27 protein-coding genes and 1 other annotated feature are annotated in these 22,044 nt (G+C 43.5%); of the genes, 1 reads left to right on the top strand and 26 read right to left on the bottom strand.

Annotation, left to right across the window (positions count from 1 at the left end; genetic code table 11):
- The first annotated feature begins 174 nt into the window (after window positions 1-174).
- The gene (locus tag CSV69_RS16760; RefSeq protein ID WP_157129917.1) at window positions 175-321 is read left to right on the top strand and encodes a hypothetical protein; all 147 of its coding nucleotides are present in this window, start codon (window positions 175-177) and stop codon (window positions 319-321) included.
- A gap of 202 nt (window positions 322-523) precedes the next feature.
- Here CSV69_RS16760 and pheA read toward each other — a convergent pair whose 3' ends face one another.
- The 26 genes from pheA to CSV69_RS03855 form a co-directional block, all read right to left on the bottom strand.
- A complete protein-coding gene (pheA, locus tag CSV69_RS03980) occupies window positions 524-1,408 on the bottom strand; it encodes a prephenate dehydratase (RefSeq protein WP_099692761.1) in 885 nt (294 codons plus the stop codon).
- Between the two features lie 31 nt (window positions 1,409-1,439).
- Window positions 1,440-1,895: an ACT domain-containing protein gene (locus CSV69_RS03975; RefSeq protein WP_029053700.1), complete on the bottom strand. Its 456-nt coding sequence runs from the start codon at window positions 1,893-1,895 to the stop codon at window positions 1,440-1,442.
- 27 nt (window positions 1,896-1,922) lie between these two features.
- Complete coding sequence (gene obgE, locus CSV69_RS03970) at window positions 1,923-3,218, bottom strand: GTPase ObgE (protein ID WP_085426390.1); 1,296 nt, start codon at window positions 3,216-3,218, stop codon at window positions 1,923-1,925.
- Between the two features lie 3 nt (window positions 3,219-3,221).
- Entirely contained in the window at window positions 3,222-3,755 is a 534-nt protein-coding gene (locus CSV69_RS03965) for a Spo0B domain-containing protein (protein ID WP_085426391.1), read from the bottom strand.
- A gap of 348 nt (window positions 3,756-4,103) precedes the next feature.
- Complete coding sequence (gene rpmA / locus CSV69_RS03960) at window positions 4,104-4,397, bottom strand: 50S ribosomal protein L27 (protein WP_085426392.1); 294 nt, start codon at window positions 4,395-4,397, stop codon at window positions 4,104-4,106.
- Between the two features lie 12 nt (window positions 4,398-4,409).
- Window positions 4,410-4,736 (bottom strand): ribosomal-processing cysteine protease Prp, encoded by a 327-nt coding sequence (locus CSV69_RS03955; protein ID WP_085426393.1) that lies wholly within the window; start codon window positions 4,734-4,736, stop codon window positions 4,410-4,412.
- 6 nt (window positions 4,737-4,742) lie between these two features.
- A complete protein-coding gene (gene rplU / locus CSV69_RS03950) occupies window positions 4,743-5,051 on the bottom strand; it encodes a 50S ribosomal protein L21 (protein WP_085131022.1) in 309 nt (102 codons plus the stop codon).
- Between the two features lie 13 nt (window positions 5,052-5,064).
- Window positions 5,065-5,141: a sequence feature (ribosomal protein L21 leader region), on the bottom strand.
- Between the two features lie 70 nt (window positions 5,142-5,211).
- Entirely contained in the window at window positions 5,212-5,829 is a 618-nt protein-coding gene (locus CSV69_RS03945) for a metalloprotease (protein ID WP_085426394.1), read from the bottom strand.
- On the bottom strand, window positions 5,826-6,368 hold the full coding sequence (locus CSV69_RS03940; RefSeq protein WP_085426395.1) for a peptidoglycan DD-metalloendopeptidase family protein: 543 nt from the start codon (window positions 6,366-6,368) through the stop codon (window positions 5,826-5,828). The genes CSV69_RS03945 and CSV69_RS03940 overlap by 4 nt, the downstream gene beginning before the upstream one ends.
- 101 nt (window positions 6,369-6,469) lie before the next feature.
- Window positions 6,470-7,270, bottom strand: coding sequence for a septum site-determining protein MinD (minD, locus tag CSV69_RS03935; protein ID WP_085426396.1), 801 nt, complete (start codon window positions 7,268-7,270; stop codon window positions 6,470-6,472).
- A 1-nt stretch (window position 7,271) separates the two neighbouring features.
- Window positions 7,272-7,943: a septum site-determining protein MinC gene (gene minC, locus CSV69_RS03930; RefSeq protein ID WP_085426397.1), complete on the bottom strand. Its 672-nt coding sequence runs from the start codon at window positions 7,941-7,943 to the stop codon at window positions 7,272-7,274.
- Between the two features lie 19 nt (window positions 7,944-7,962).
- Complete coding sequence (mreD, locus tag CSV69_RS03925) at window positions 7,963-8,484, bottom strand: rod shape-determining protein MreD (protein WP_085426398.1); 522 nt, start codon at window positions 8,482-8,484, stop codon at window positions 7,963-7,965.
- Window positions 8,481-9,374, bottom strand: coding sequence for a rod shape-determining protein MreC (mreC, locus tag CSV69_RS03920; RefSeq protein WP_085426399.1), 894 nt, complete (start codon window positions 9,372-9,374; stop codon window positions 8,481-8,483). Before mreC ends, mreD begins: the two co-directional genes overlap by 4 nt.
- 24 nt (window positions 9,375-9,398) lie before the next feature.
- Window positions 9,399-10,412, bottom strand: a complete 1,014-nt coding sequence (locus tag CSV69_RS03915; RefSeq protein WP_085426400.1) for a rod shape-determining protein — start codon at window positions 10,410-10,412, stop codon at window positions 9,399-9,401.
- Window positions 10,413-10,581: 169 nt separating this feature from the next.
- On the bottom strand, window positions 10,582-11,280 hold the full coding sequence (radC, locus tag CSV69_RS03910; RefSeq protein WP_085426401.1) for a RadC family protein: 699 nt from the start codon (window positions 11,278-11,280) through the stop codon (window positions 10,582-10,584).
- Window positions 11,280-11,879, bottom strand: coding sequence for a Maf family protein (locus CSV69_RS03905; protein WP_158232601.1), 600 nt, complete (start codon window positions 11,877-11,879; stop codon window positions 11,280-11,282). Before CSV69_RS03905 ends, radC begins: the two co-directional genes overlap by 1 nt.
- Before the next feature lie 84 nt (window positions 11,880-11,963).
- Window positions 11,964-12,590 (bottom strand): hypothetical protein, encoded by a 627-nt coding sequence (locus CSV69_RS03900; RefSeq protein WP_085426403.1) that lies wholly within the window; start codon window positions 12,588-12,590, stop codon window positions 11,964-11,966.
- Between the two features lie 91 nt (window positions 12,591-12,681).
- Window positions 12,682-13,437 (bottom strand): prepilin peptidase, encoded by a 756-nt coding sequence (locus CSV69_RS03895; RefSeq protein ID WP_099692759.1) that lies wholly within the window; start codon window positions 13,435-13,437, stop codon window positions 12,682-12,684.
- Between the two features lie 11 nt (window positions 13,438-13,448).
- Window positions 13,449-14,135 (bottom strand): hypothetical protein, encoded by a 687-nt coding sequence (locus tag CSV69_RS03890; RefSeq protein WP_099692758.1) that lies wholly within the window; start codon window positions 14,133-14,135, stop codon window positions 13,449-13,451.
- Window positions 14,128-14,835 carry a PilN domain-containing protein gene (locus tag CSV69_RS03885; protein ID WP_085426406.1) on the bottom strand — a complete coding sequence of 236 codons (708 nt, stop codon included), beginning with the start codon at window positions 14,833-14,835 and terminating at the stop codon, window positions 14,128-14,130. The genes CSV69_RS03890 and CSV69_RS03885 overlap by 8 nt, the downstream gene beginning before the upstream one ends.
- 7 nt (window positions 14,836-14,842) lie before the next feature.
- On the bottom strand, window positions 14,843-15,835 hold the full coding sequence (gene pilM / locus CSV69_RS03880; protein WP_099692757.1) for a type IV pilus biogenesis protein PilM: 993 nt from the start codon (window positions 15,833-15,835) through the stop codon (window positions 14,843-14,845).
- A gap of 185 nt (window positions 15,836-16,020) precedes the next feature.
- Window positions 16,021-16,443, bottom strand: coding sequence for a type IV pilin protein (locus tag CSV69_RS03875; RefSeq protein ID WP_099692756.1), 423 nt, complete (start codon window positions 16,441-16,443; stop codon window positions 16,021-16,023).
- Between the two features lie 118 nt (window positions 16,444-16,561).
- Entirely contained in the window at window positions 16,562-17,773 is a 1,212-nt protein-coding gene (locus CSV69_RS03870; RefSeq protein WP_099692755.1) for a type II secretion system F family protein, read from the bottom strand.
- Window positions 17,774-17,775: 2 nt separating this feature from the next.
- The gene (locus CSV69_RS03865) at window positions 17,776-18,813 is read right to left on the bottom strand and encodes a type IV pilus twitching motility protein PilT (protein WP_099692754.1); all 1,038 of its coding nucleotides are present in this window, start codon (window positions 18,811-18,813) and stop codon (window positions 17,776-17,778) included.
- Between the two features lie 11 nt (window positions 18,814-18,824).
- Window positions 18,825-20,492 (bottom strand): GspE/PulE family protein, encoded by a 1,668-nt coding sequence (locus CSV69_RS03860; RefSeq protein WP_099692753.1) that lies wholly within the window; start codon window positions 20,490-20,492, stop codon window positions 18,825-18,827.
- 15 nt (window positions 20,493-20,507) lie between these two features.
- On the bottom strand, window positions 20,508-22,034 hold the full coding sequence (locus tag CSV69_RS03855; RefSeq protein ID WP_099692752.1) for a VanW family protein: 1,527 nt from the start codon (window positions 22,032-22,034) through the stop codon (window positions 20,508-20,510).
- Window positions 22,035-22,044 lie beyond the last annotated feature (10 nt).

Raw genomic sequence — 22,044 nt, 5'->3', positions numbered from 1 at the left:
AACGGACGCCTACTTTTGTGACAATTTGTGTAGGCTTCCTCTCTTGTTATGTATATTCGACGGGGACTAGTTTATTACAAATAAAAAACCATCCTGGGGAATAGAGGATGGTTGCGAATTAGGTCAGATCAGTAGAGAATGTTGGTTAAAAAGTGCATGAAATAGAAATTACCCTTGACTTGGTTCAGTTCAAGAACGAAAGAAGTTACAATGGAAGAGTTACTTAGCAAGTACGAAGGGATTGAAGCTCCAGCTGGCGGACGCTTCAATCCTACTGTTATAGCGGATGGACGTAGAACACTTTTTTGCGATAGTGTGTAAATTAGTAAAGCCCTTGAACTTAATTAAGTTCAAGGGCTGTTCAAGTTCAATTATAAAACCTTCTACAAGTATAACTTTAATAAGCCAAAATAAATACATCCCACTTATACTACAGGGATTGGAGCGGCAGACGTCCCCACCAGAAAGCGTCACCTCCGTAGCACCAATCCCTTTCCCCAACATCATAGCCAGCCTAACTATCTCAGGAAACAAACTCCCCAGACTCATAGACATAATAAGTTCCTAGCGAACGTGCGGTGCAACCTAGTGCTGCTAACTCTTCCATCGCGCCCATCATCATCGGATGCTCGTCAGATTCATTAATGTCGATAATGAAGAAATAATGGCCAAGACCCGTCTTCAACGGCCGCGACTCGATCTTGCTTAAGTTCAAACGGCGCCATGAAAACACCGACAAAATCTGATGCAGCAACCCTGGACGGTCGTCCTCAGGCAACTTCACCATCAACGTCGTCTTGATCGAAGAAGCGTGCTTCGAATGCTTCAGCTTCTCCTTGCGCAACGACAACACGACGAAGCGCGTATGGTTGAAATGGAAATCGTGAATATTCTCTTCTGCTATATGTAAGCCGTACGTTTCTGCTGCCAAACGGTTGCCAATTGCTGCAACACGTAGTTCCGGCTGTTCAGAAATAGATTTTGCTGCCGCTGCAGTAGACGTCGTCTGAATCAACGGAACTCCACGGTAACGATACTGTAAAAACTTATGACATTGCGCCAATGCATGCGGATGAGATTGAATCGAATCCAATTCATCTAAGTGATTCATCTGCGATTTATTGACCAACATATGTTGCTCAATTGGCGTGGAAATTTCGGCTGCGATAAACAACTCTTTACTATTGAAAACGTAATCAATCGTCAACGGTACAGAACCTTCCAGCGCATTCTCCAACGGAACGACCGCATAGGCAACATGTCCTTCTGTCACTGCTTCAATACAATCTGGAATCGTCGGACGTGGCATTAACCCTTCCATTCCGAATAAATCGGATGCTGCAATATGGGTAAATGATGCTTCGGGCCCCAAATACGCAACGGATGGTACATACTTCTTTTCTGTCATGAATCTCTCATCTCCCCACTGGTTTAAGAGGTCAGAAAACCCCTGAACTGATTAAATCAACAGAATCAATAAATCGAGGTGCTTTGAGACGCTGTAAAAATGCTTCTACTTTAATTTCCATCTCCGTTACATCCAGCGATAACGTAATGTTGGCGCGCCCCTGGACAGGAATCGTCTGGTGAATCGTCAACACATTACATTTCGCTTCTGACACGACTTCCAAAAGCACAGCCAGCGAGCCTTTCAAATCTTCCAGTTGAATAAAGATCGTCAAAATCCGGTCCCGCGCGATGGATTCGAACGGGAACACGGCATCACGATATTTATAAAAGGCGCTCCGTGACAGACCGACCCGTTTAGTTGCTTCCTGGATCGTCGTCACTTCGCCTCTTGCCATCATTCGTTTAGCTTCCAGCATTTTTTGCATTGACTCGGTCAATACATCTTCGCGGACTAAATAAAACTGACCTTCCCCGATTTGTTCCATTTTGCTCCCCCCAAAACGAGCCATTCCTTATTCCAAGAACTCGAACTCGTAGCTCATGATACGAACGATATCACCGTTTTTCGCACCACGCTCACGCAATGCATCGTCGATTCCCATACCACGCATCTGACGAGCGAACTTGCGTACTGATTGATCGAAGTTGAAGTCCGTCATCTGGAACAAACGCTCTAATGTATAACCAGACAACATAAACGCGCCATCATCGTCACGTGAAATAATGAAATCAGGTCCAGTCGATTCGTGTTTATACAATACAGAGTTACTTGCTTCTTCTTCATCCATATCCGTCAACATCGGGAATTCCGGTGTCGTTTCAAGCAGATCTAAAATCGCATACAGCAATGGATCCAAGCCCGTTCTCGTCAATGCAGAAATCGGGAACACTTGAATCTCTTCATCACCAAGTGCTTCTTTAAACGTTTCCAGATTCTCTTGCGCATCCGGCATATCCATTTTATTCGCCACAATAATCTGTGGACGTTCAGTCAAACGCATATTGTACTGCTCAAGTTCTTTATTGATTGTCTGGTAATCCTCGTATGGCTCACGGCCTTCAAGTCCTGACATATCGATAACGTGTACGATAACACGCGTACGTTCGATGTGACGCAAGAACTGATGTCCTAGTCCAACTCCTTGATGCGCACCTTCAATCAATCCAGGCAAATCTGCCATAACGAATGTGCGGTGATCATCTGTCTCGATCATACCGAGATTCGGTACTAATGTAGTAAAGTGATAATCCGCAATCTTAGGCTTCGCTGAAGAAACGACTGATAATAACGTTGATTTCCCAACACTTGGGAATCCAACAAGACCCACGTCAGCAAGAACTTTTAATTCAAGCACGATATCTTTACTAACACCCGGTTCACCTTTTTCAGAAAGTTCCGGTGCCGTGTTCTGTGGCGTAACGAAACGGCTGTTACCGCGTCCTCCACGTCCTCCACGCACGATGACCGCTTGTTGGCCATGTTCGACCAAGTCCGCAATAATCGTTTCAGTTTCGGCATCCTTAACGACTGTACCAGGGGGAACTTTAACGATCATACTTTTACCGCTACGACCGTGCATGTTTTTACTCTGACCGTGTTCGCCTCGTTCAGCTTTAAAATGACGCTGATATCGGAAATCCATTAGCGTACGTAATCCTTCATCAACGATAAAGATAACGTCTGCGCCTTTTCCACCATCACCACCGGATGGTCCACCATTGGCTATATATTTTTCACGACGGAACGAAACCATACCATCGCCACCGTCGCCACCTTTTACAAATACTTTAACGTGATCCACAAACATAATTTATAATCCTCCTAATTGTCCACTGATAGTAAACGTCCATTGATTCGGTTCACCGTGGACTTCGACCGTAAGCTGTGATGAATGTTCTGGGATGTCTAGTTGCTTCGCGTACAGCTCGGTAAATGTCAATTGAATACTCCAAGATGCAGTGTCTGTCGTGACTTCTAGTGTCACGGGACAATCTGCGTAGCGCTGAATTTTTGATTCCACAGCCAGCACTACTTGCTCCAAGTAATCGACCAACACTTCGTCAATTTCACTTGAATCAATTTTTTCCGTAATCTCACAATACAGTTGCACCATCAAAGCCGGATAGCGCCACGCTAGTGTCGTAATCCATTCCTCAGTAAGCGGCATGCATAATTTCTGAAGCAATGCCTCACGTTGCATGTCTGCTGTTTTCTCAAGGATGCAATTTCGCGCTTCTGTATATTTCCCCATATCGATATTCATAAGGATCAATTGCAGATCGTTCATGTGATCGTGTCGACTAAATTTCACTGCTTGCGACACATTTAGCTCATTCTTCCCCATTTTTTCACCGCCAGCTGTTTTCGTACTTCTTAGTATAGCATTTTCACGCGCAAATCACTAAAAAAATCTTCGCCGTAGTCAAAATCGCTTAGAATATGTGTCTGAACGTTACAATGAATTGCTGTTCGCTCATAGTTCATGCCTAAGCGCTCTATAAACTCCCGTAGCCGCTCTTAGAAAGCGGTGAGTGATCATAGACACCCACTAATCGCTCTATCCCACGCCACAAGCGCTCATAGACACGCGTTATCCGCTCATAAGGCCAAGAACTAATCTAACAACCATCTCAAAACACAGAAAAAGGACTGCAACGAGTGCAGTCCTTTTTCACAGGGTCATGCTATCCAATTAAGCTTCTTGAGTTGCTGCTGGGTAGACACTGACTTTCTTTTTGTCGCGGCCAAGACGTTCAAAACGAACGACGCCGTCAACTTTTGCGAATAGAGTATCATCTCCACCGCGACCAACGTTTTCACCTGGGTGAATTTTTGTTCCGCGCTGGCGATAAAGGATTGATCCACCTGAAACATGCTGTCCATCTGCGCGCTTAGCGCCAAGACGTTTCGAATGTGAGTCACGACCGTTCTTAGTAGAACCTACTCCTTTTTTCGATGCGAAAAACTGAAGATCCAAACGTAACATAGCTGCCACCTCCTACTTTTCAAAGGATAATTTTATAAAATCTGCATAGTCTAATTCAATCGTTTGTAAAGAAATAATCATAGCATTCAGGAGCAGCTGAACTTCAGCATCTTGTTCCGTTACCGGAAACGCCACACGTAAGTATCCGCCATCCGTCCCTTGCTCGACATCAGGTTCGATCGAAGTCAATTGCATAATGGCATTCACCGCACCAAATGATACGGCAGAAGCACCAGCACAAACTAGATCTTGTCCGTGTTCTGCAAAGTTTGCATGACCATCCATCTCAAAGACTGAGATGCGCCCAGAAGGCTCTTTTATAATTCTGACATGTATCATGCCGGATTACAGATTGATTCCGTCAATAACGATTTTCGTGTATGGCTGACGGTGTCCTTGCTTTTTGCGATAGTTTTTCTTCGCCTTATATTTGAAAACAACAATTTTCTTTGCGCGGCCTTGCTTGACAACTTTACCTGTTACAGTTGCGCCTTCTACGAATGGAGCACCGACTTTAACGTCATCTCCGCCCACCATTAGCACCTTGTCAAAAGTTACCACTTCATCAGCTTCACCAGCAATCTTCTCAATGAAGATTTCTTGGCCCGCTTCAACTTTGATTTGTTTTCCACCAGTTTCAATAATTGCGTACATACTTGCACCTCCTCAATTTATACAGACTCGCCTTGACAGGTGATTCGACCAGCGAATACTTGAACCTGTTCAGTGCGGTTGTAGCACGGGTGCTACAATCAATAACAGTAAAATATTATCACATAGAAAACAATAGGTCAAGCATTATTCCCACAATCTTTTAAAAGAAGGAAGTCTCTTTTCTAGTCAGTTGTTCAAAGACTCGCTCATACCTCCTAAAACGATACGAAATAATATTTTGAACCGCTAAAAACGACGTAATGATAACGAGCGGCAAACTGGCTGGCAAGTAGGCAATGAAGAACACACAAAGTGATGCGGACGCAATGATGGAATACAGTAAGAAGTTTGAGCGCGTGGTATATTTTGTTTCTTCCGTTTCAAGTAAAACCGAGACGACTTGTCCGCCATCAAGTGGCAAGATAGGTAATAAATTGACGCTCAGTAAGATCAGTTGAATCTTCACGAACTGCGCTTCTCCCGGAAATGACAAATACGTGCCAAGTAGTAACAGAACGGCTGTCGCGACAGGTCCACCGAGCGCCACGATCAGCCGTTGCCGTTTACTTGCCAGCTGCCGATTAACAAATTGCAATTCCCCTCCATACGGTAAAATAGTACAACTCCTAATTTTCATTCCGACGTGTCGTGCGGCCAATACGTGTCCTACTTCATGAAAAAGTAAAGAGAATAAGAGCATTGCGTACAATGACACACCACCGACGATCATGAAAAATAAAAAGATCGGTAATAATACCGGATGAATACGGTACTTCATTGCTGACCGTCCGACATATACGTTGCGAGTACTGTAGGCTCGAGCGGAATCCCATTGCGTTTCACGCGGATGTACACCGCTTCCTCGTCCATCATCGCAATCTCATCCCCAAGCTTCACAGCTGTGTAAGGAAGCGTCGAGAACGACCCTACGAATCCATACGTCACTTCGTCGCCGTTATCGTACTGAACGGTAACCGTCTTGCCTGACTGCCTTGTGTAGCCCGTGAAGACGACTAGCCCACTTCCTTGCGACGTAATCGACATCGGTTGAGTATACGAGATAATGGCACCGTCCTGATAAGGTTGGAACGATTCATACGTCTCAAACGGATTAAATACGGAATCCCCCGATACCGTGATGACTTCATCATCTGCCATCCAAGAAGAAACCCACTTCTTCATCACCACAAAGTCTTTTCCAGTCGTTACATATTGCGTTATCGGTATATTAACTAGCTGGCGTTCTTCAAGTTTTGATAAACCTACAACAGATACCATCAGCACAATAGCGATGATCCATTTTGTTTTCCATTTCATCACGTCCCCTCCCTTACCTGCAGTGTATGAAAAGAAGGAGAATTAAATGACGAATGAAAAAAAACTCAGTACCATTAAAGGCACTGAGTTTTACGATTGTATTATTTGCCGAACATGTTTTTGATTTTACCGAAGAATCCTGATTTACTTTTCTCCATCGTCATCAATGGCACAGACTCACCTAAGATGCGTCGGGCAATGTTACGATAGCCTATTGCTGCAGGGTTTGTCGGGTCCATCACGACAGGTTCACCTTTATTTGAAGCAGAAATAACGTTTTGGTCGTCCATTACGATACCGAGTAGATCAATCGACAAATGCGTCGTGATTTCATTGACATCTAATGTTTCGCCGCTTTCCATCATGCCGCTTCTAATACGATTGATAATCAATTTTGGCGGTTCCAATCCTTCTTCCGCTTCTAGCAGTCCAATAATTCGGTCTGCGTCACGTACAGCGGAAATTTCTGGAGTCGTCACGACAATTGCGCGATCCGCACCAGAAATAGCGTTTTTGAAACCTTGTTCGATTCCTGCTGGGCAGTCAATCAAGACATAATCATAATCTTGCTTTAATTCCAAAACGAGCTTCTTCATCTGTTCCGGATTCACGGCACTCTTATCTGTCGTCTGTGCTGCTGGCAGCAAGAACAGTCGATCTTCGAAACGCTTGTCCTTCACAAGAGCCTGGTGTACTTTACAACGCTCTTCCACCACATCGACCAAATCATAAATGATCCGGTTTTCTAAGCCAAGAATAACGTCCAAGTTACGCAGACCGATATCTGTATCGATTAAACACACTTTTTTCCCTTGTAACGCAAGAGCGGTGCCTAGATTGGCTGACGTTGTTGTTTTACCAACGCCACCTTTACCAGAAGTAATAACAATTGCTTCTCCCAAATTATATACCTCCCTTAAATGTAGCAAGGTCCGGACGTAAATATCGGAGCTCCTGAAGACGGTCTATCGCAATCTGCCCATTCTTTTGAAGATACGCACATTCCATTTCAGGTTGCTCAGAAAGAACCGTCAATTCGTCGGTCATGATCTCGATCTTATCCGCAATTTTCAGATGCGTCGCCTCCAGCCAAGATGCAGCAATGACTGCGTCTTTATTGCCTTGTGCGCCCGCATGTGCAATGCCTTTGACACGACCGAGTACATAAATACTGCCGCCTGCAATGACTTGCCCACTCTGATTGACATCACCGATAATAACCAAATCGCCATCAGCCTTTACGACTTGACCCGATCGAACGATTCCTATATAGGTTTCGGACTGCTTCTCGATCAACTTTCTCTCACACTCTTTTAACGAAATGACGTCACTATGTACCTTCGAAACTCGCAAATGAGGGGAAGTATGAATGACCGATTGAATTTTGTTCATGTCTTTCTCGTCACAATAACGATGCCCTAGATGCAACTGCACTTCAGACACACCTTCAAGCACACTGCTCTGTACTTTTTCTTTCAACTCACCTAGTAAATCGGAAAATGCGCAATGATCATCCAATCGTAAAACTAAGCCGTCTTTTGTACCTTTTATCGTTATCAACTGTGATTTCGTCACCTACATCACCTCACAATACTTAAAAACCTGCTTGCTTTTGAAAAAATCTTTTTTCTGTAATCTGTTTGAATAGATAACCGAACATTACGATGAATAATGAGTTCGCAATCATTGTCGGAACTAGTCGATGCGTGAAAAATTCACCGAAATCAATAAAAGTCAACGCAATCACACTAGCAAAAAAGTACGACAACAATTCCAGTAACACAATCATTACTAATGATAATACCATAACTGTCACCGTATGACGCTCAATTTGTCGAATTACTAACGCAGCAACGTAACAAATCAGCGGATACATGAATGTGTATAATCCAATAATATCAATATGATACATATCATACAACAGTCCAAGGATAAATCCGTAAATAATCGCTCGCTTGCTATTATAATACGTCGCAATGAAAATTAAATAGACGATTACGAACCTTGGCACCAAAATATACAAATCTCCGCTTATTTCAATCGGTGAAAACAGACTGAAAATCGGTTCCAGGAAAAACAAGAGTCCAGCAATCACAGGAATGATGAATCGGATCATGATTCATCGTCCCCTTTAGCATCCGCGGAGTTGCCTCCGTCCGTACCATCCACAACCGTCATCGTCCGCTTCGCAATCATCACATGATCGAGTTGCGAGAAGCTTGCTGCCGGTTTGATATACGCTAATTTCGTCAGACCAAAGTCATCCGTAGAAACTTCAGTTACTTCCCCTATTAAAATACCTTTCGGGAAGATTCCTCCGAGACCAGAAGACGTCACTTGCATTCCTTTTTTTACTTTAAAGCTCGAATCAATCCGCTTCATGATCAATTGTCGGGAAGCTCGATCATATCCTTCGATCAAACCGAACATTTCCTCTTCACCTACAACCATTGCCGCCACACGGAAAGCACTATTTTCCGTTGAAATCAATTCAACTGTAGACGTAAAAGGAGTCGATAGAATCACTTTCCCGATCAATCCTTGCGCTGTCATGACCGCCATATTGACGCCCACTCCAGACGTCGTTCCTTTATCGATGATGACCTTCTCTTCCCATTGATCGGGATTACGCGAGATCACCGTAGACTGGATCGGCTCAAATGCACGCAGGTCCTCTTGTTTATCAATAATTCCCCGCAACTTCACATTATTCGCTTTCACATCTACTAACTCCGCTTCCATAGCGGCATACGTTTCCAGACGCTCTTTTAATCGTTTGTTTTCTTCGTATGTATTAAGCATCGTATCAATATTCTCAATGAGTCCCGTCACAAAGTGGGCTGGTTTCGTAACGAGCGACTGCCCGAAACCTACGACATCTTTCACTGCTTGTTCCGGTACATTTGCATGATTTCGGTCACGAAGTGAAAATGCAATTAATGCCACTAGGACGATTACTCCTACTAATAAAATGATTAATCGTTTATTGGAAAAAAAACGCGGCATTGCCTACATCTCCTCCAATTAGTATTATGACTGAATCTTCTTGATCAGTTCTAAATTATCCAGCGCTTTACCTGTTCCAATCACGACACAGTCGAGCGTGTTTTCTGCAACGAATGCAGGCATTTTAGTTTCTTCGGAAATCGCTTTATCAAGGTTACGAAGTAATGAACCGCCACCTGTTAAGACAATTCCACGCTCCATGACGTCTGACGCCAATTCAGGTGGTGTCTGCTCAAGCGTCTTCCGCATACCTTCAATAATCAAATCCATAGGCTCACGCAATGCTTTCGTGATTTCCTGTGAATTAATCTCCATCGTTTTCGGCAGACCCGTCAACAAGTCACGGCCGTGAATATCCATTTTTTCGGTTTTATCCAAATCAAACGCCGAACCGATTTGCATTTTGATGTTTTCAGCTGTACGTTCACCGATCATCAATTTATATTCTTTACGGATGTACGTTATGATAGCCGTATCCATGGAATCTCCACCTACACGGATCGATGTGCTCGTTACAATACCGCCGAGCGAAATAATAGCAACTTCTGTTGTTCCTCCACCTATATCGACGACCATACTGCCGGTTGGTTCCCATACAGGTAAATCCGCACCAATCGCAGCCGCAAATGGCTCTTCAATCGTATACGCAGCTTTTGCACCCGCCTGAATTGCAGCATCTGTCACTGCACGCTGTTCGACTGACGTAATACCGTAAGGCACACAAACCATCACAGTCGGCTTCGTCCAAGAAGTGCCAGTTGACTTTAACGCTTCTTTTAAATAATGACGAATCATATCCGTTGTTGTTTCAAAATCTGCAATAACTCCTTCTCGCATCGGGCGAATAGCCACGACTGAGCTCGGAGTACGTCCGATCATCGCATGTGCTTCACTGCCTACTGCAACGATTTCACCAGTCGTCGTATTTTTCGCTACGACAGATGGCTCCCTTAGCACAATACCTTTATCTTTAATGAAAACTAGAGTATTGGCTGTTCCCAAGTCAATTCCTACGTTTCGTGATCTGAAACCAAACAAGTCAATTCTCCCCTTCTACAAAAACCGTCATCGGTGTTGTTAAAAGCATACACCACATTATAACGGAAAGGTAACTTAATTTACAGCGTCACATAGCTAGTTTGCGAAAAATAGCAAAAAAGAGACTGATTTCCCAGTCCCCTCACTTTTTCCGACACGATTCTTGCTTTTAGATGTATCCTTTGTCTTTTAAACTAATGAATTTCTGATCCCCGATGATAATATGATCAAGCACGTCCACACCCATGATCTGCCCCGCTTCCATGAGGCGTTTCGTCACCTCGATATCTTCCCTCGAAGGCGTGGTGTCACCGCTCGGATGATTATGGGAAATAATCATTGATGCAGCCGAACGTTTAAACGCTTCTCGAAACACTTCACGCGGATGCACGATGGAAGAATTCAAACTGCCAATGAAAATCGTCTGCTTATGTAGTACTTCATTTTTTACATTTAAAAACAACACTACGAAATGTTCTTGATTCAACGACGACATATCCGTCATCAAATAATTCGCAGCATCTTCCGGTGAACGAATCTTATACCGTTCATGCGGTGCTGTCCGATACAAACGCTTGCCAAGTTCCGCTGCCGCAAGCAACTGCACCGCCTTCGCTTCACCGATTCCTTTAATCTTTGTCATCTCATCGACTGTCAACTCTTTCAAATCCTGCAAACGGTCAATTGTTGACAACACACGGTTCGCAAGCACTAATACAGACTCTGAACGTGAGCCTGTACGCAACAAGATCGCCAATAATTCTTGATTGGATAAATTGCCTGCCCCTTCCCGAATCAGCCGTTCGCGGGGCCTGTCAGCGATATGCACATCGCGGATCATCATCTGCGGTGCCAAATCAAGTGGCATTACGTGTCACCGCCTTCTAAAATCAGCAACCCTTCCCCACGCATCCGATTGACCAGATCACTGACCGGCAACCCGACAATGTTTTGATAATCGCCTACCATATTTTCCACAAACAACATCCCTTGCGTCTGGATGCCATACGCTCCTGCTTTATCCGAAGCGTCACCTGATTTCACATATGCACGAACGAGTTCTTCGTCCAGTTTTCTGAACTTCACTTGCGATAAACCGGAAAACTGGATTGTCTTGCCCTTCGCAAGGATCGTCACACCAGTAATTACTTCATGTAACTCTCCAGATAACTCCATTAAGAAATCGATAGCTTGCTGATCGTCTTCAGGCTTCGGGAATACTTTGCCTTCTCTTACCACAATCGTATCCGCCGCAATGATGATCTCCTCTTGTGACTCAAATACCGCATGCGCCTTTCGCTCCGATAAACGCACCGCATATTCATACGGTTCTTCAGGCGTGAACGGCACATCCTCATCAACATCACTCGGTCTCACCGTAAAATCAATTCCTGCCAACTGCAATAGTTCTTTACGTCTCGGCGAAGAAGAAGCGAGAACGATAGGTTTTATACTTGTAAATTTCATTGGAACAACCCCCTTTTTCATAGTGTACGCTATTGCAGGCGATTTGAAAAAAGGGCAAAATTCAATTCTTCCCCGTATTTCGGCTCAAAATTGAATTTTGAAGCACGGATCTTGGTTCGAATAGTGTGCCAATAAATGCAGTCTTGCAATAGAAGAATCCTGTGTAAACGCAGTGATGGCGGCCACTTTCTTCGCGAAGTCCCCATCCTTTTTCGCGTCTTTCCCCTTCGCAGACAATTCAATTTTCGATAAATCCTCTGCGAACAACGCTTTTTTCACTTCTCCGGCGTCCGCAGACTTGCAAGTGCCTGGTACGACAGTGATTCTCTTCTTGAACGCGTCTTCGCCTTCTTTCAAGACGACGTCACTTTCTTTCAACCATGCCGCTCCCCAAACGTAAAACTGACCACCAGCTGGCACGATCGCCGTAGTCGTAAGACCCGGATTCTCCGCGACGAAATCAGTCGCTGCTTCTTGACTCGAAAACACACCATGCTGCTTGACGAACATCGTCTCCCCGTCTTCCGCGGCACCTGCCTTCTCTTCCGTCTTCGGCCCATTCGTCGCTACCGCCTTATCTGCCTTGTCTTTTTTACCTCCTGTACTCGAAATCGTCAGCCCGATCACGAGCACGGCGACCAAGCCGATCGCCACACCTTGTATCAACGCCCGAATGACAATGTTCTTTGAATACGTCCTGCGGAAATTCATTCCATCACTCCACTAGTTTTCTTCCACCTTACCAAAACGAACGCAAAAAAAGACGAGACTGTTGTCGTCTCGTCCATAAACATTTACCGATTTAGTTCAACAAACCCGTATACCAACTGACAAGCTGCGCGCCGTAGAAATACGCAATGAGTGCAGCGGCCGCAATCGAAGGACCGAATGGCACAGGTGTTTTACGTCCTTGCTTCGTCTTTTTCAAGAAAATAAGACCGACAATCGCACCAATGAATGAAGCAAGAAACAGCGTCACTAACGTCTGTACCGTACCGAGAACTAAGCCGATGACGAAAAATAATTTTATATCGCCGCCACCCATGCCGCCGTTCGACACAATCGCAATCAGCAACAATATACCGAAACCGACCGCCGCCCCAAGCAAACTATCCCACCAAGGTGTCAGTGGACTAACAAAACGCAGAATGAATATCGCAATACCAAACGGTAATAAAATTTTATTCGGAATCAACATATACTTAAGATCGGATACCGTTAAAATAACAAGCATCGAGATAAACAACAACGCCACAACCAGTTCCCACTGGAGTCCAAAATACAAGTACGCACAAACGAACAGCACACCTGTAATCAGCTCCATCGTGGGATAAAGCGCACTGATCTTCTCTTTACAGCCTCTGCACTTCCCACGCAAAAACACGTAAGAGAATACCGGCGCTAAGTCGACCGCCGTCAAATTCCGATCACACGTCGTACAGTGCGAAGGAGGCGAGACGATGGACTCCTTCAGCGGCACACGCAGTCCGACTACGTTAAAAAACGAGCCGAACGTAATGCCATAGAGGAAGAAAAACACACTATAGAGCCATTCCATGAACTGCCTCCTTACTCCGCTTTCTCGGTACCTGTCATTTTATTGATCGTCGTTGGATCAAACTTCAATGCAGGTGGCGGCGCATCCACTTTCGGCGCCTCATTTTGTAAATTGACGAGATCAGGACGGAAATACGCATTAAATGAAATCACGACTTTCATTTCACCGATATCCGATTCTTCTTCCGTTTTCTCAGCTGTCGCTTCGAATTGAATCGTCTCTACATTCATAATCCGAATCATTTCTTCGATTTCATAGATGAACGTATCGACTTGCTTATATGTATCCGCAACGAGCGTCACTTCCATCAAGATCGTTTCCAAGTTTTGTACCGATTCCGGCAATAGTTCCATGTCGAATACTTCTTTCGAAAAATTGATTTCTTCAATTCGACTATTGGATTTCACTTCCGCCTTCTCGAGACGAATGAGCAACGCATCCTCCAGTGGAATAACAGGCACGACTTTTTGAAGCGGTGCCGAGGTGACCGTTTCATTCGGATCTTTATTCGCCAATTGCTTTTGCATCGAAAATAAAACATCACGTTCTGAAGCCAACTGCGCAGTCATCTGATCCTTGCTGTCTTTCGCCGGCAAGTAGATGTTTGTCACCGTGTAATAGACAAGTGCAATAAGGAAAATGGAGACCAATACAACCAAACCAATCTCCATCTGACGTTTAGTTAGATACTTATTCAACCGTATCGCCCCCTTCCGAGTCAGCATCTACAGGTGGCTGTGGTTCTTCCGGTGCAGGTTCTGTTGGCTGCTCTTCAGCAGGTGGCGTTTCCTCTTGCGGCTCTTCAATCGCATCGGGGTCTACGTCTGCATCGGTACCTGGTAACGCGCGGTCGTCTACGAACTGAATGAAGTATGTAGCGAAATATCTAGGCAAGACATTTTCACGTTCTTCCACATCCAGTTTTTCTGTCTCGATTCCTTCGAACGTCGCATCAATTACTAGCGACGATGCTTTCATTCGAGTTAAATAGAGCGCAGGTTCCATCAGATCATCAAACTGAATTTTCAACGTCACTTCGTTAGGTGCAGTGAACGTTAACTCTTGGAAGAACCCACGATCAGGCAATGCTCTCGAAAGATCTTCTATAAGAGGATGCGTTTTATATTGGTACGCTTTTAGGAAATCCACTGTGGCGGCCAATTGTTCTTTTTCTTGACCGAAGGCAGACAGACGCAACTGGGACGTTATGCTTTCTTGTTGTTTCTGTATTTCATATGTAGACTGCTGTAATCTCTGGGCTTCTTCGTCATTTTTCGCAGCCATCATATATAGAACCACCCAACTAATGATGGCTACCAAAAGAATCGCAATGGCAATCCACAAAAAAGTAGCCCGCTCCTTGATCTTCTCCGGTAGTAGATTTATATCAACTAACATACGCGTACTACACCTCTTCCTTCAGCGCGAGACCAATTACTCGATGGAAGTCGGCAGTAATCGCTGTACCATCCACACAACTTATCGGCTCTTTCACTAAGGGAATCGCGTCAATTGCTAACCGCTCCCGTACCATCTGCAATAATTCTTCTTGTTGTGTATATGTACTGTTCCATATTAAATGGGTAATCGCTGAATCTGTTTCAGCCAAATTAAATCGGTAGAAGTTTGCTAGTTTCTCAAGCTCCATCACAATCGTCATCGGCTCAATCTGTTGCTCAAGTACTTCACCCGTCGTCATACTGAGCGGCACTTCGAGTTCCATGGAGCGGATGAATAAAGGGAAATGATTATAGAAAATCGACACAGTTAAATTCCGCCCATGCAAATCCGCAAGTAAAATATGTTCCGACCCTTCAAATTGATGTTCATGATGAGCCAATCGATAAAGAGAAAGCGGCGCAATATCCGCCACAACGGGATTCAACTTCACTGACTCCAACACATATTCATACGTCTGCATAATACTTTCCTTCGACGCAATCAAAATCGCTTCATTTTGCGCATCATTGGCGGTATACGGAACCACATCAAACACCGGGTCATCAAACGGCAAATAAATTGTCGAGCCAATCTCTATGAAAAAATGACTTTTCAAATCCTCATGATCCACCGTTTCAGGATAGGCAACACGACGGATAATGACATATGTATCGGGCGCCAAAAACGCCACATCACGCTTCGTAAGATTCCAATCTTTCACAGCTTCCGTCAAAACATCCCGTAGCATGTCTTCTTCGGCTATTCGGCCGTCCATGATGGTGTGTTCAGGAAGCGGCAACTCTTTCGCCACATCCAACACAATCGGATGACGTGACTTAATGCGTACATAACGGATCGCATCGTCGTCAAGAGTTAACGAATGTATACGCTTCTTCCGACCGAATGTAGGGATGGATAGTTTGGAAAGCGGACTTTTTATATTGGATAGTATAGACATGAACGAACTCCTTCCAGACGAGTAACAGCAAGGGTATAATATAGTTCTTTCTTAGTTACTAGTTATGTGTAAGTATAGCAAATGGTATGGGAGAAGGGAAGATTGATAGAGAAAAGAGACTCTGGAAAAACATCTCCAAAGTCTCTTATTATAAATCGTAATTCATTTTTATTGATTTAAAAGAATTATCTACTTATAGCTACTGGAGCAGCGTCAGCTTTCACATCTGCATCAGTAATCATTTTTGAAGTGGCATTTGTGAAAGTTACAGTAACACCTTTTGTTGTGGCAACTCCAGTTAGTGTATTTCCACCATCAACCTTACTAACAGTCGCTTCTGTAATTCCACCAACATCATTTAAAAATCCTCCACCAGTTAAATCCACAAGTTCAGCTGTTTTCTCTCCATTTTCTGCAAAGTACATCTGAGCAGCAGCTAGTATATTCTGTCCGTCAGCTTTCATAGCATTAACCTTAGAATTCGTAATAATATTCCCAATAGCCGGCACCGCGATCGCAGCGATAATCCCCAAAATAACAATAACAGCTAGTAGCTCGACAAGCGTCAAACCTTTTTGATTTAATTTCTTTTGCATAAACTTTTTCATATAATTTCCTCCTCTTGTTTTTCCTTACTCTATGAATATAGTATATCAGAACTAATAGGATAATAACACTAGTTTTATTGAATTAACTTAATTTTATCCATAACATTTGTTATTTCTGTTACAAACTATCTATCTGCTCAAACATACTAAACATCGGCAACATGATTGCCAAAACTATAGTCCCGACTATGGCTGCCAAGAAAACGATCATCAAAGGCTCTATTAAAGCTTTTAAGCGGTCTGTAGCGGCTTCTACTTCTTTCTCATAGAAATCTGCTACTTTAGCCAACATGGAGTCCAAAGAACCAGTTTCTTCTCCTATCGCAATCATATGTGGGATTAGCGGAGGAAATGCCCAGTGGTTTAACATAGGCTCCGTTAAAGATCCGCCACGTTCCATTGATACTCTAGACTCACCAATTACTTTTGAAATGACTTCATTTCCAACTACTTTTTCTGTCATGGTTAGGGCTTGTAGAATGGGTACTGAGCTAGAGAACATAGAGCTTAATGTACGAGTCATCATAGCGAGTGAAGACTTTTGAGCAATGCTACCGAATATAGGCAATCTCAATAAGATAGTATCTAAAATGTACTTCCCTTTTGGATTGTTACGAACTAATACATAGCCTGCGATAATCACCGAAACAATAAGAAGAAGTAGATACCAGTAATTTCCAATCCAATCACTCGCTGCCATTACTGCACGAGTTAGCCAAGGCAATTGTCCACCAATACTATCGAACATATCAACAAACATCGGTACGACGAACCATAAAAGGAAAATGACTACCGCGATAGCTATTATCCCTACTACAACTGGATACGCCATAGCCGAAGTAACTTTCTGTCTCGTACGATACGCTTTCTCGAAATGCTCAGCCAGTTGTTCCAATGATTCATCCACAGTTCCTGAAACTTCCCCAGCCGCCACCATATTCAATATTAATGGTTCAAAAACTTTAGGATGTTTTCCAAAAGCTATCGACAACGGTGTTCCTGTTCGTAAATCTTCCTGAATCGAAGTCAAGATTTTCCGAAATGAAGCCTGTTCTACTTGCGCGGACAAAATCCTCACCGCATCCACAATCGTAACTCCCGCTTGAAGAAGAGTAGAAAACTGACGCAAAAACATAATCAGTTGATCCCGCTTAACCGGACTACCGATAGTTATATCTTTCGTCAACACGGTTTCCTTTTGCTCAACTAAACTTACTACGCGAATACCTTGGCTTTTTAACTTAATCGCTGCATCGCGTTTATTCGTAGCCGTCACCGTACCACGACGAATCGCTTTCGAATCTCGCCCTTCATATGTAAAACGAGCCACGATCAATCATCCCCTTGCAAGAACGGTAATGCTTCTTCGTACGAAATGATTCTCTGTTCCATTAATGTCTTTACAGAGTGATCCATCATATGCATGCCTTGAGCGCGGCTTGTCTGAATCACGTTCGGAATTTGATGAATCTTTTCAGATCGTATCAAGTTCGACACGGCTGGATTATTAATCATAATTTCTGTCGCTGCTCGTCTTCCCTGTTTATCAATCGTCTGGAATAAACGTTGAGATACAACCGCTTTCAAAACCCCAGCCAACTGAACACGAATTTGCGCTTGCTGACCATGTGGAAATACGTCTATGATTCTATCGATTGTCGAAGCGGCACTCCATGTGTGTAAAGTGGCAAGAACTAAGTGACCGGTTTCTGCAGCGGTGATCGCCGTAGAAATTGTCTCTAAGTCCCGCATCTCCCCTACGAGAATGACGTCTGGATCTTGACGCAAAGCTGCACGTAATCCATCCGCAAACGACAGTGTATCAAAGCCAACTTCTCGCTGGTCAATGATCGACGAACCGTGATTGTGCATATACTCAATCGGATCTTCCAACGTAATAATATGCTTTCGCATCGTTTCATTCATATACCGGATCATGGCCGCAAGCGTCGTGGATTTACCTGAACCAGTAGGCCCAGTAACTAAGATCAGCCCTTGTGCAGTATCTGACAAACTCTTCAGTGTTGCAGGCATGTTCAAGTCATCAATCGTCGGGATCTTCGTTGGAATCGTCCGGAATGCCAATGAAATCGAACCGCGTTGTTGGAATGCGTTGACACGGAAACGAGAAACACCAGCGATTTCATAGGAATAGTCAATCTGTCCTGCTTCTTTAAAAGCCGGCATCATCTTTTCTGGAATCGTCTGATACGCCATTTCCTTTGTATCTTCATCAGTCAAAATCGTTTCGCCAAAACGTTTTAAGTCACCATGCACACGGAAGATTGGAGGCACGCCAACAGTTAAGTGAATGTCAGACGCTTTGATAGTAAAGGCCTCAGTAAGTAATTGATCAATTCTTTCGTTCACCGCAAACACTCCTAATCTATTAGGGCCACTCGCAATACTTCCTCAGTAGTTGTAATGCCCTGCTTTACTTTATCTAAACCATCGTCTATCAGGAAAATCGTTTCACTTCTCTCCGCAATTTCACGGAATACAGTAGGTGCAGCGTCACGGTTAATCGCGTCGCGCATTTCGGCATTGATGATCAACACTTCATGTATCGCAATCCGTCCGCGATAACCTGTCATATTACATGCTGAGCAACCCGAGCCACGGTTAACCGTTTCAATCGTTTTCCCACGTTTGGCGAATATCTCTTTTTCACGATGCGTCGCTTGCTGCATAGTTCCACAATCTCGACAAACCCGACGAATTAATCGTTGAGCCACGATCGCATTAAGTGATGCAGTTAAAAGGAATGGCTCCACTCCCATATCAAGCAAACGTGAAATGGACGCAACCGAGTCATTCGTATGGATTGTGCTCAACACTAAATGCCCTGTTAAAGAAGCTCGAATCGCGATTTCTACAGTCTCTTTATCCCGGATCTCCCCTACCATTACTACGTCAGGATCTTGACGCAAAATAGAACGTAATCCCGTAGCGAATGTTAATCCTACGTTAGAATTCACTTGAATTTGATTAATACCTTCCAATTGATACTCTACTGGATCTTCAATCGTAATAATATTTACTTCTTCGCTATTCAATCGATTCAAAGCGGCATACAACGTAGACGATTTACCTGAACCCGTTGGACCTGATATGAGCACGATACCATTTGGCTTCTCTATCTCTTCAAGGAAACGTTGCAGATTCGTCGGACCAAAACCAAGCTTTGTCATATCATTTAAAGAGCTACTCAAGTCCAAAATACGCATTACAATCTTCTCACCAAAAACTGTTGGCAATGTCGATAACCGTAAATCAATCGGACGAAAATCGATCATCACTTTAATACGTCCATCTTGTGGCATACGTGATTCCGTAATGTTCAAGTTCCCCATAATTTTTATCCGTGCAAGCAACATCGACTGCATGTGTTTAGGTAAGACACGTTCAGTCTGCAATTTCCCATCAATTCTAAAACGAATAACGACTTGATGCTCTTGAGGGTCAATATGAATATCACTAGCTTTCATAGAAACAGCACTGGATATAATCTGATTAACGAGACGCACAATAGGAGAATCGTTATCGACAATATCTTCTTGTTGCTCTAACTGACTCGCTGTCGTTTCAGGTTCTTCAAAGAGTAAATCATCGAATAATTCATCATCATAATAACGTGTAATCGTTCGATTTATATCATCTTTGGACGCAATCGCAGTTTCGATGTGGAAACCTGTAGACAATCGTAAATCTTCAATGGTGTTGTAATCCATCGGGTCTGCCATTGCAACGAATAACTTATCTCCGTCCTTCTTCAACGGCACAATCATCTTCTGCTTCGCTAAACCTTTAGGCACGATATTGAACAATTTCGGATCAAACGGATAACGGAACAAATTGACGTGAGGAATTCCAAGCTGGAACTCGAGCACCTCAATCAATTGCTGCTCAGTAATATACCCGCGTTGCAATAGTGCATCGCCAAGTCGTTCATCACGCGTCTTTTCTTTCAGCGTAGTCATTAACTGTTCGTCCGACAATAATCCCGACTCTATTAATAAATCCCCAAGACGCTTTCTAGTTGTCGCCATCTGAATCCCCCTTTATTAATCGATTGGATTACCATTCTTATCGACTTCAATCAGATTGCCGCCTTTATCGTAATCATATTTCACATCATCTTTCCCACCAGATCCGTTTGAGTTGTTTGAACCATTACCTGAAGAAGAACCATTGTTGCCTGATCCGCTTCCAGTAGATGACTCTGAACCCGTGCTTCCTGATCCTGTATTGCTAGAATTACCATCACTACCCGATCCACTACCAGTAGAAGAGCCTGAATTATTCCCGTTACTAGAATTGCCATCAGGTGAACCAGTACTAGAGTTACCAGAATTAGACGGATTATCCGTTGACCCGTTAGTTGAACTGTTTCCATCGGCATTGCCAGAATTACTATCTACATTACTATCAGGAACTTGCTCTACCACTTTTTCTAAACTATGACGCTCAATAATTGGTTGCGGTGCATAAAAATCGATTGAGACATCTTCAATTTCTTCCAACGAACCATTTAGCATGACATTACGCTTAACTGCCACTTCCATACCCTTCTTACCTTTGTCTACAATCTCTATCGCACCGGCTGATACGAATGCACTGTAACGAATAACTGTTTTAGGATCATATTTTGTAATGCTCTCGACTTCAGTATCATAACGATGAACAAACGGAAGTCCTTCTATAGAAAGTTCCAATTGAGAGCCTGTCCAATTAGTGCGAATCGTGAAAACGGTTTGATTTGGATTGGTGAAAATGAAATCCAAATTAAGCTTGCGGTTAATTGCCGCTTCAAATCCCGGCTCTACACCTAACGGTAACTCCGTGGAAATATTCCGCTCATCCATAACCCAATTCGTCTGCAACGCTGCTTTATATAGAAGAGACGCCATAATCGTCATCTGCAAATCTGTTGCACTAGCAGACTCTTTACCTTCAAGATACTCACGGAATGAAAACGAAGTGTTCGGCTGAATCTCCAATCCATCCAAGTCTTCCATCAATAAACGTAGCCCTTTAGCCAATTCATCTACTTTATATTCAGCAGACGCAATAACTTGCTTCTGCTCATATAGCTCTGGAATGAAATTCGCTATATAGATTTGCTGAGGCATAATTCCGCTCCGCAATTGCATTTCTATTTGCGAAGCAATCTTTTCCACTTCATCTTCATTAAATGTAAGCGAATTAAAGTTTTGTTTCATGACAGTACGTAAACCTTCACGAGAGACACTCGCCACTAATGAATTATCATTACCATTTTTAACTTGGTTCAGTGTAGCGTCAGGGTCAAAACTAACAATATCCGCAGGAACATCGACTTGATCATCTTGAACTATAAGTTGAACCAACATATTTTGTTCCAAGCCAGAAAAGTCCATTAGCAACTTTTCCTTCGCTTCTTTTTTAGAACGTCCGGATATATCAAATGGCCCTACGTATGTGTGTTTACTGAACTTCTTAAAGTTTGAGAAGAAGCCGTCTCCTGCGTAGGCTTGTTGGGCGAATAGTGCTGAGATGGCTAGTAATAGTGCACCCAAAGAAAGGCAGAGTTTGTAAAGTTTTGGTTTCAATAGTTATCGC

The sequence above is a fragment of the Sporosarcina sp. P26b genome (assembly GCF_002743245.1).
Taxonomy (GTDB): domain Bacteria; phylum Bacillota; class Bacilli; order Bacillales_A; family Planococcaceae; genus Sporosarcina; species Sporosarcina ureae_C.
Note: the sequence above shows the minus strand (reverse complement) of the source record. Positions and strands in the feature narration are given on the sequence as shown.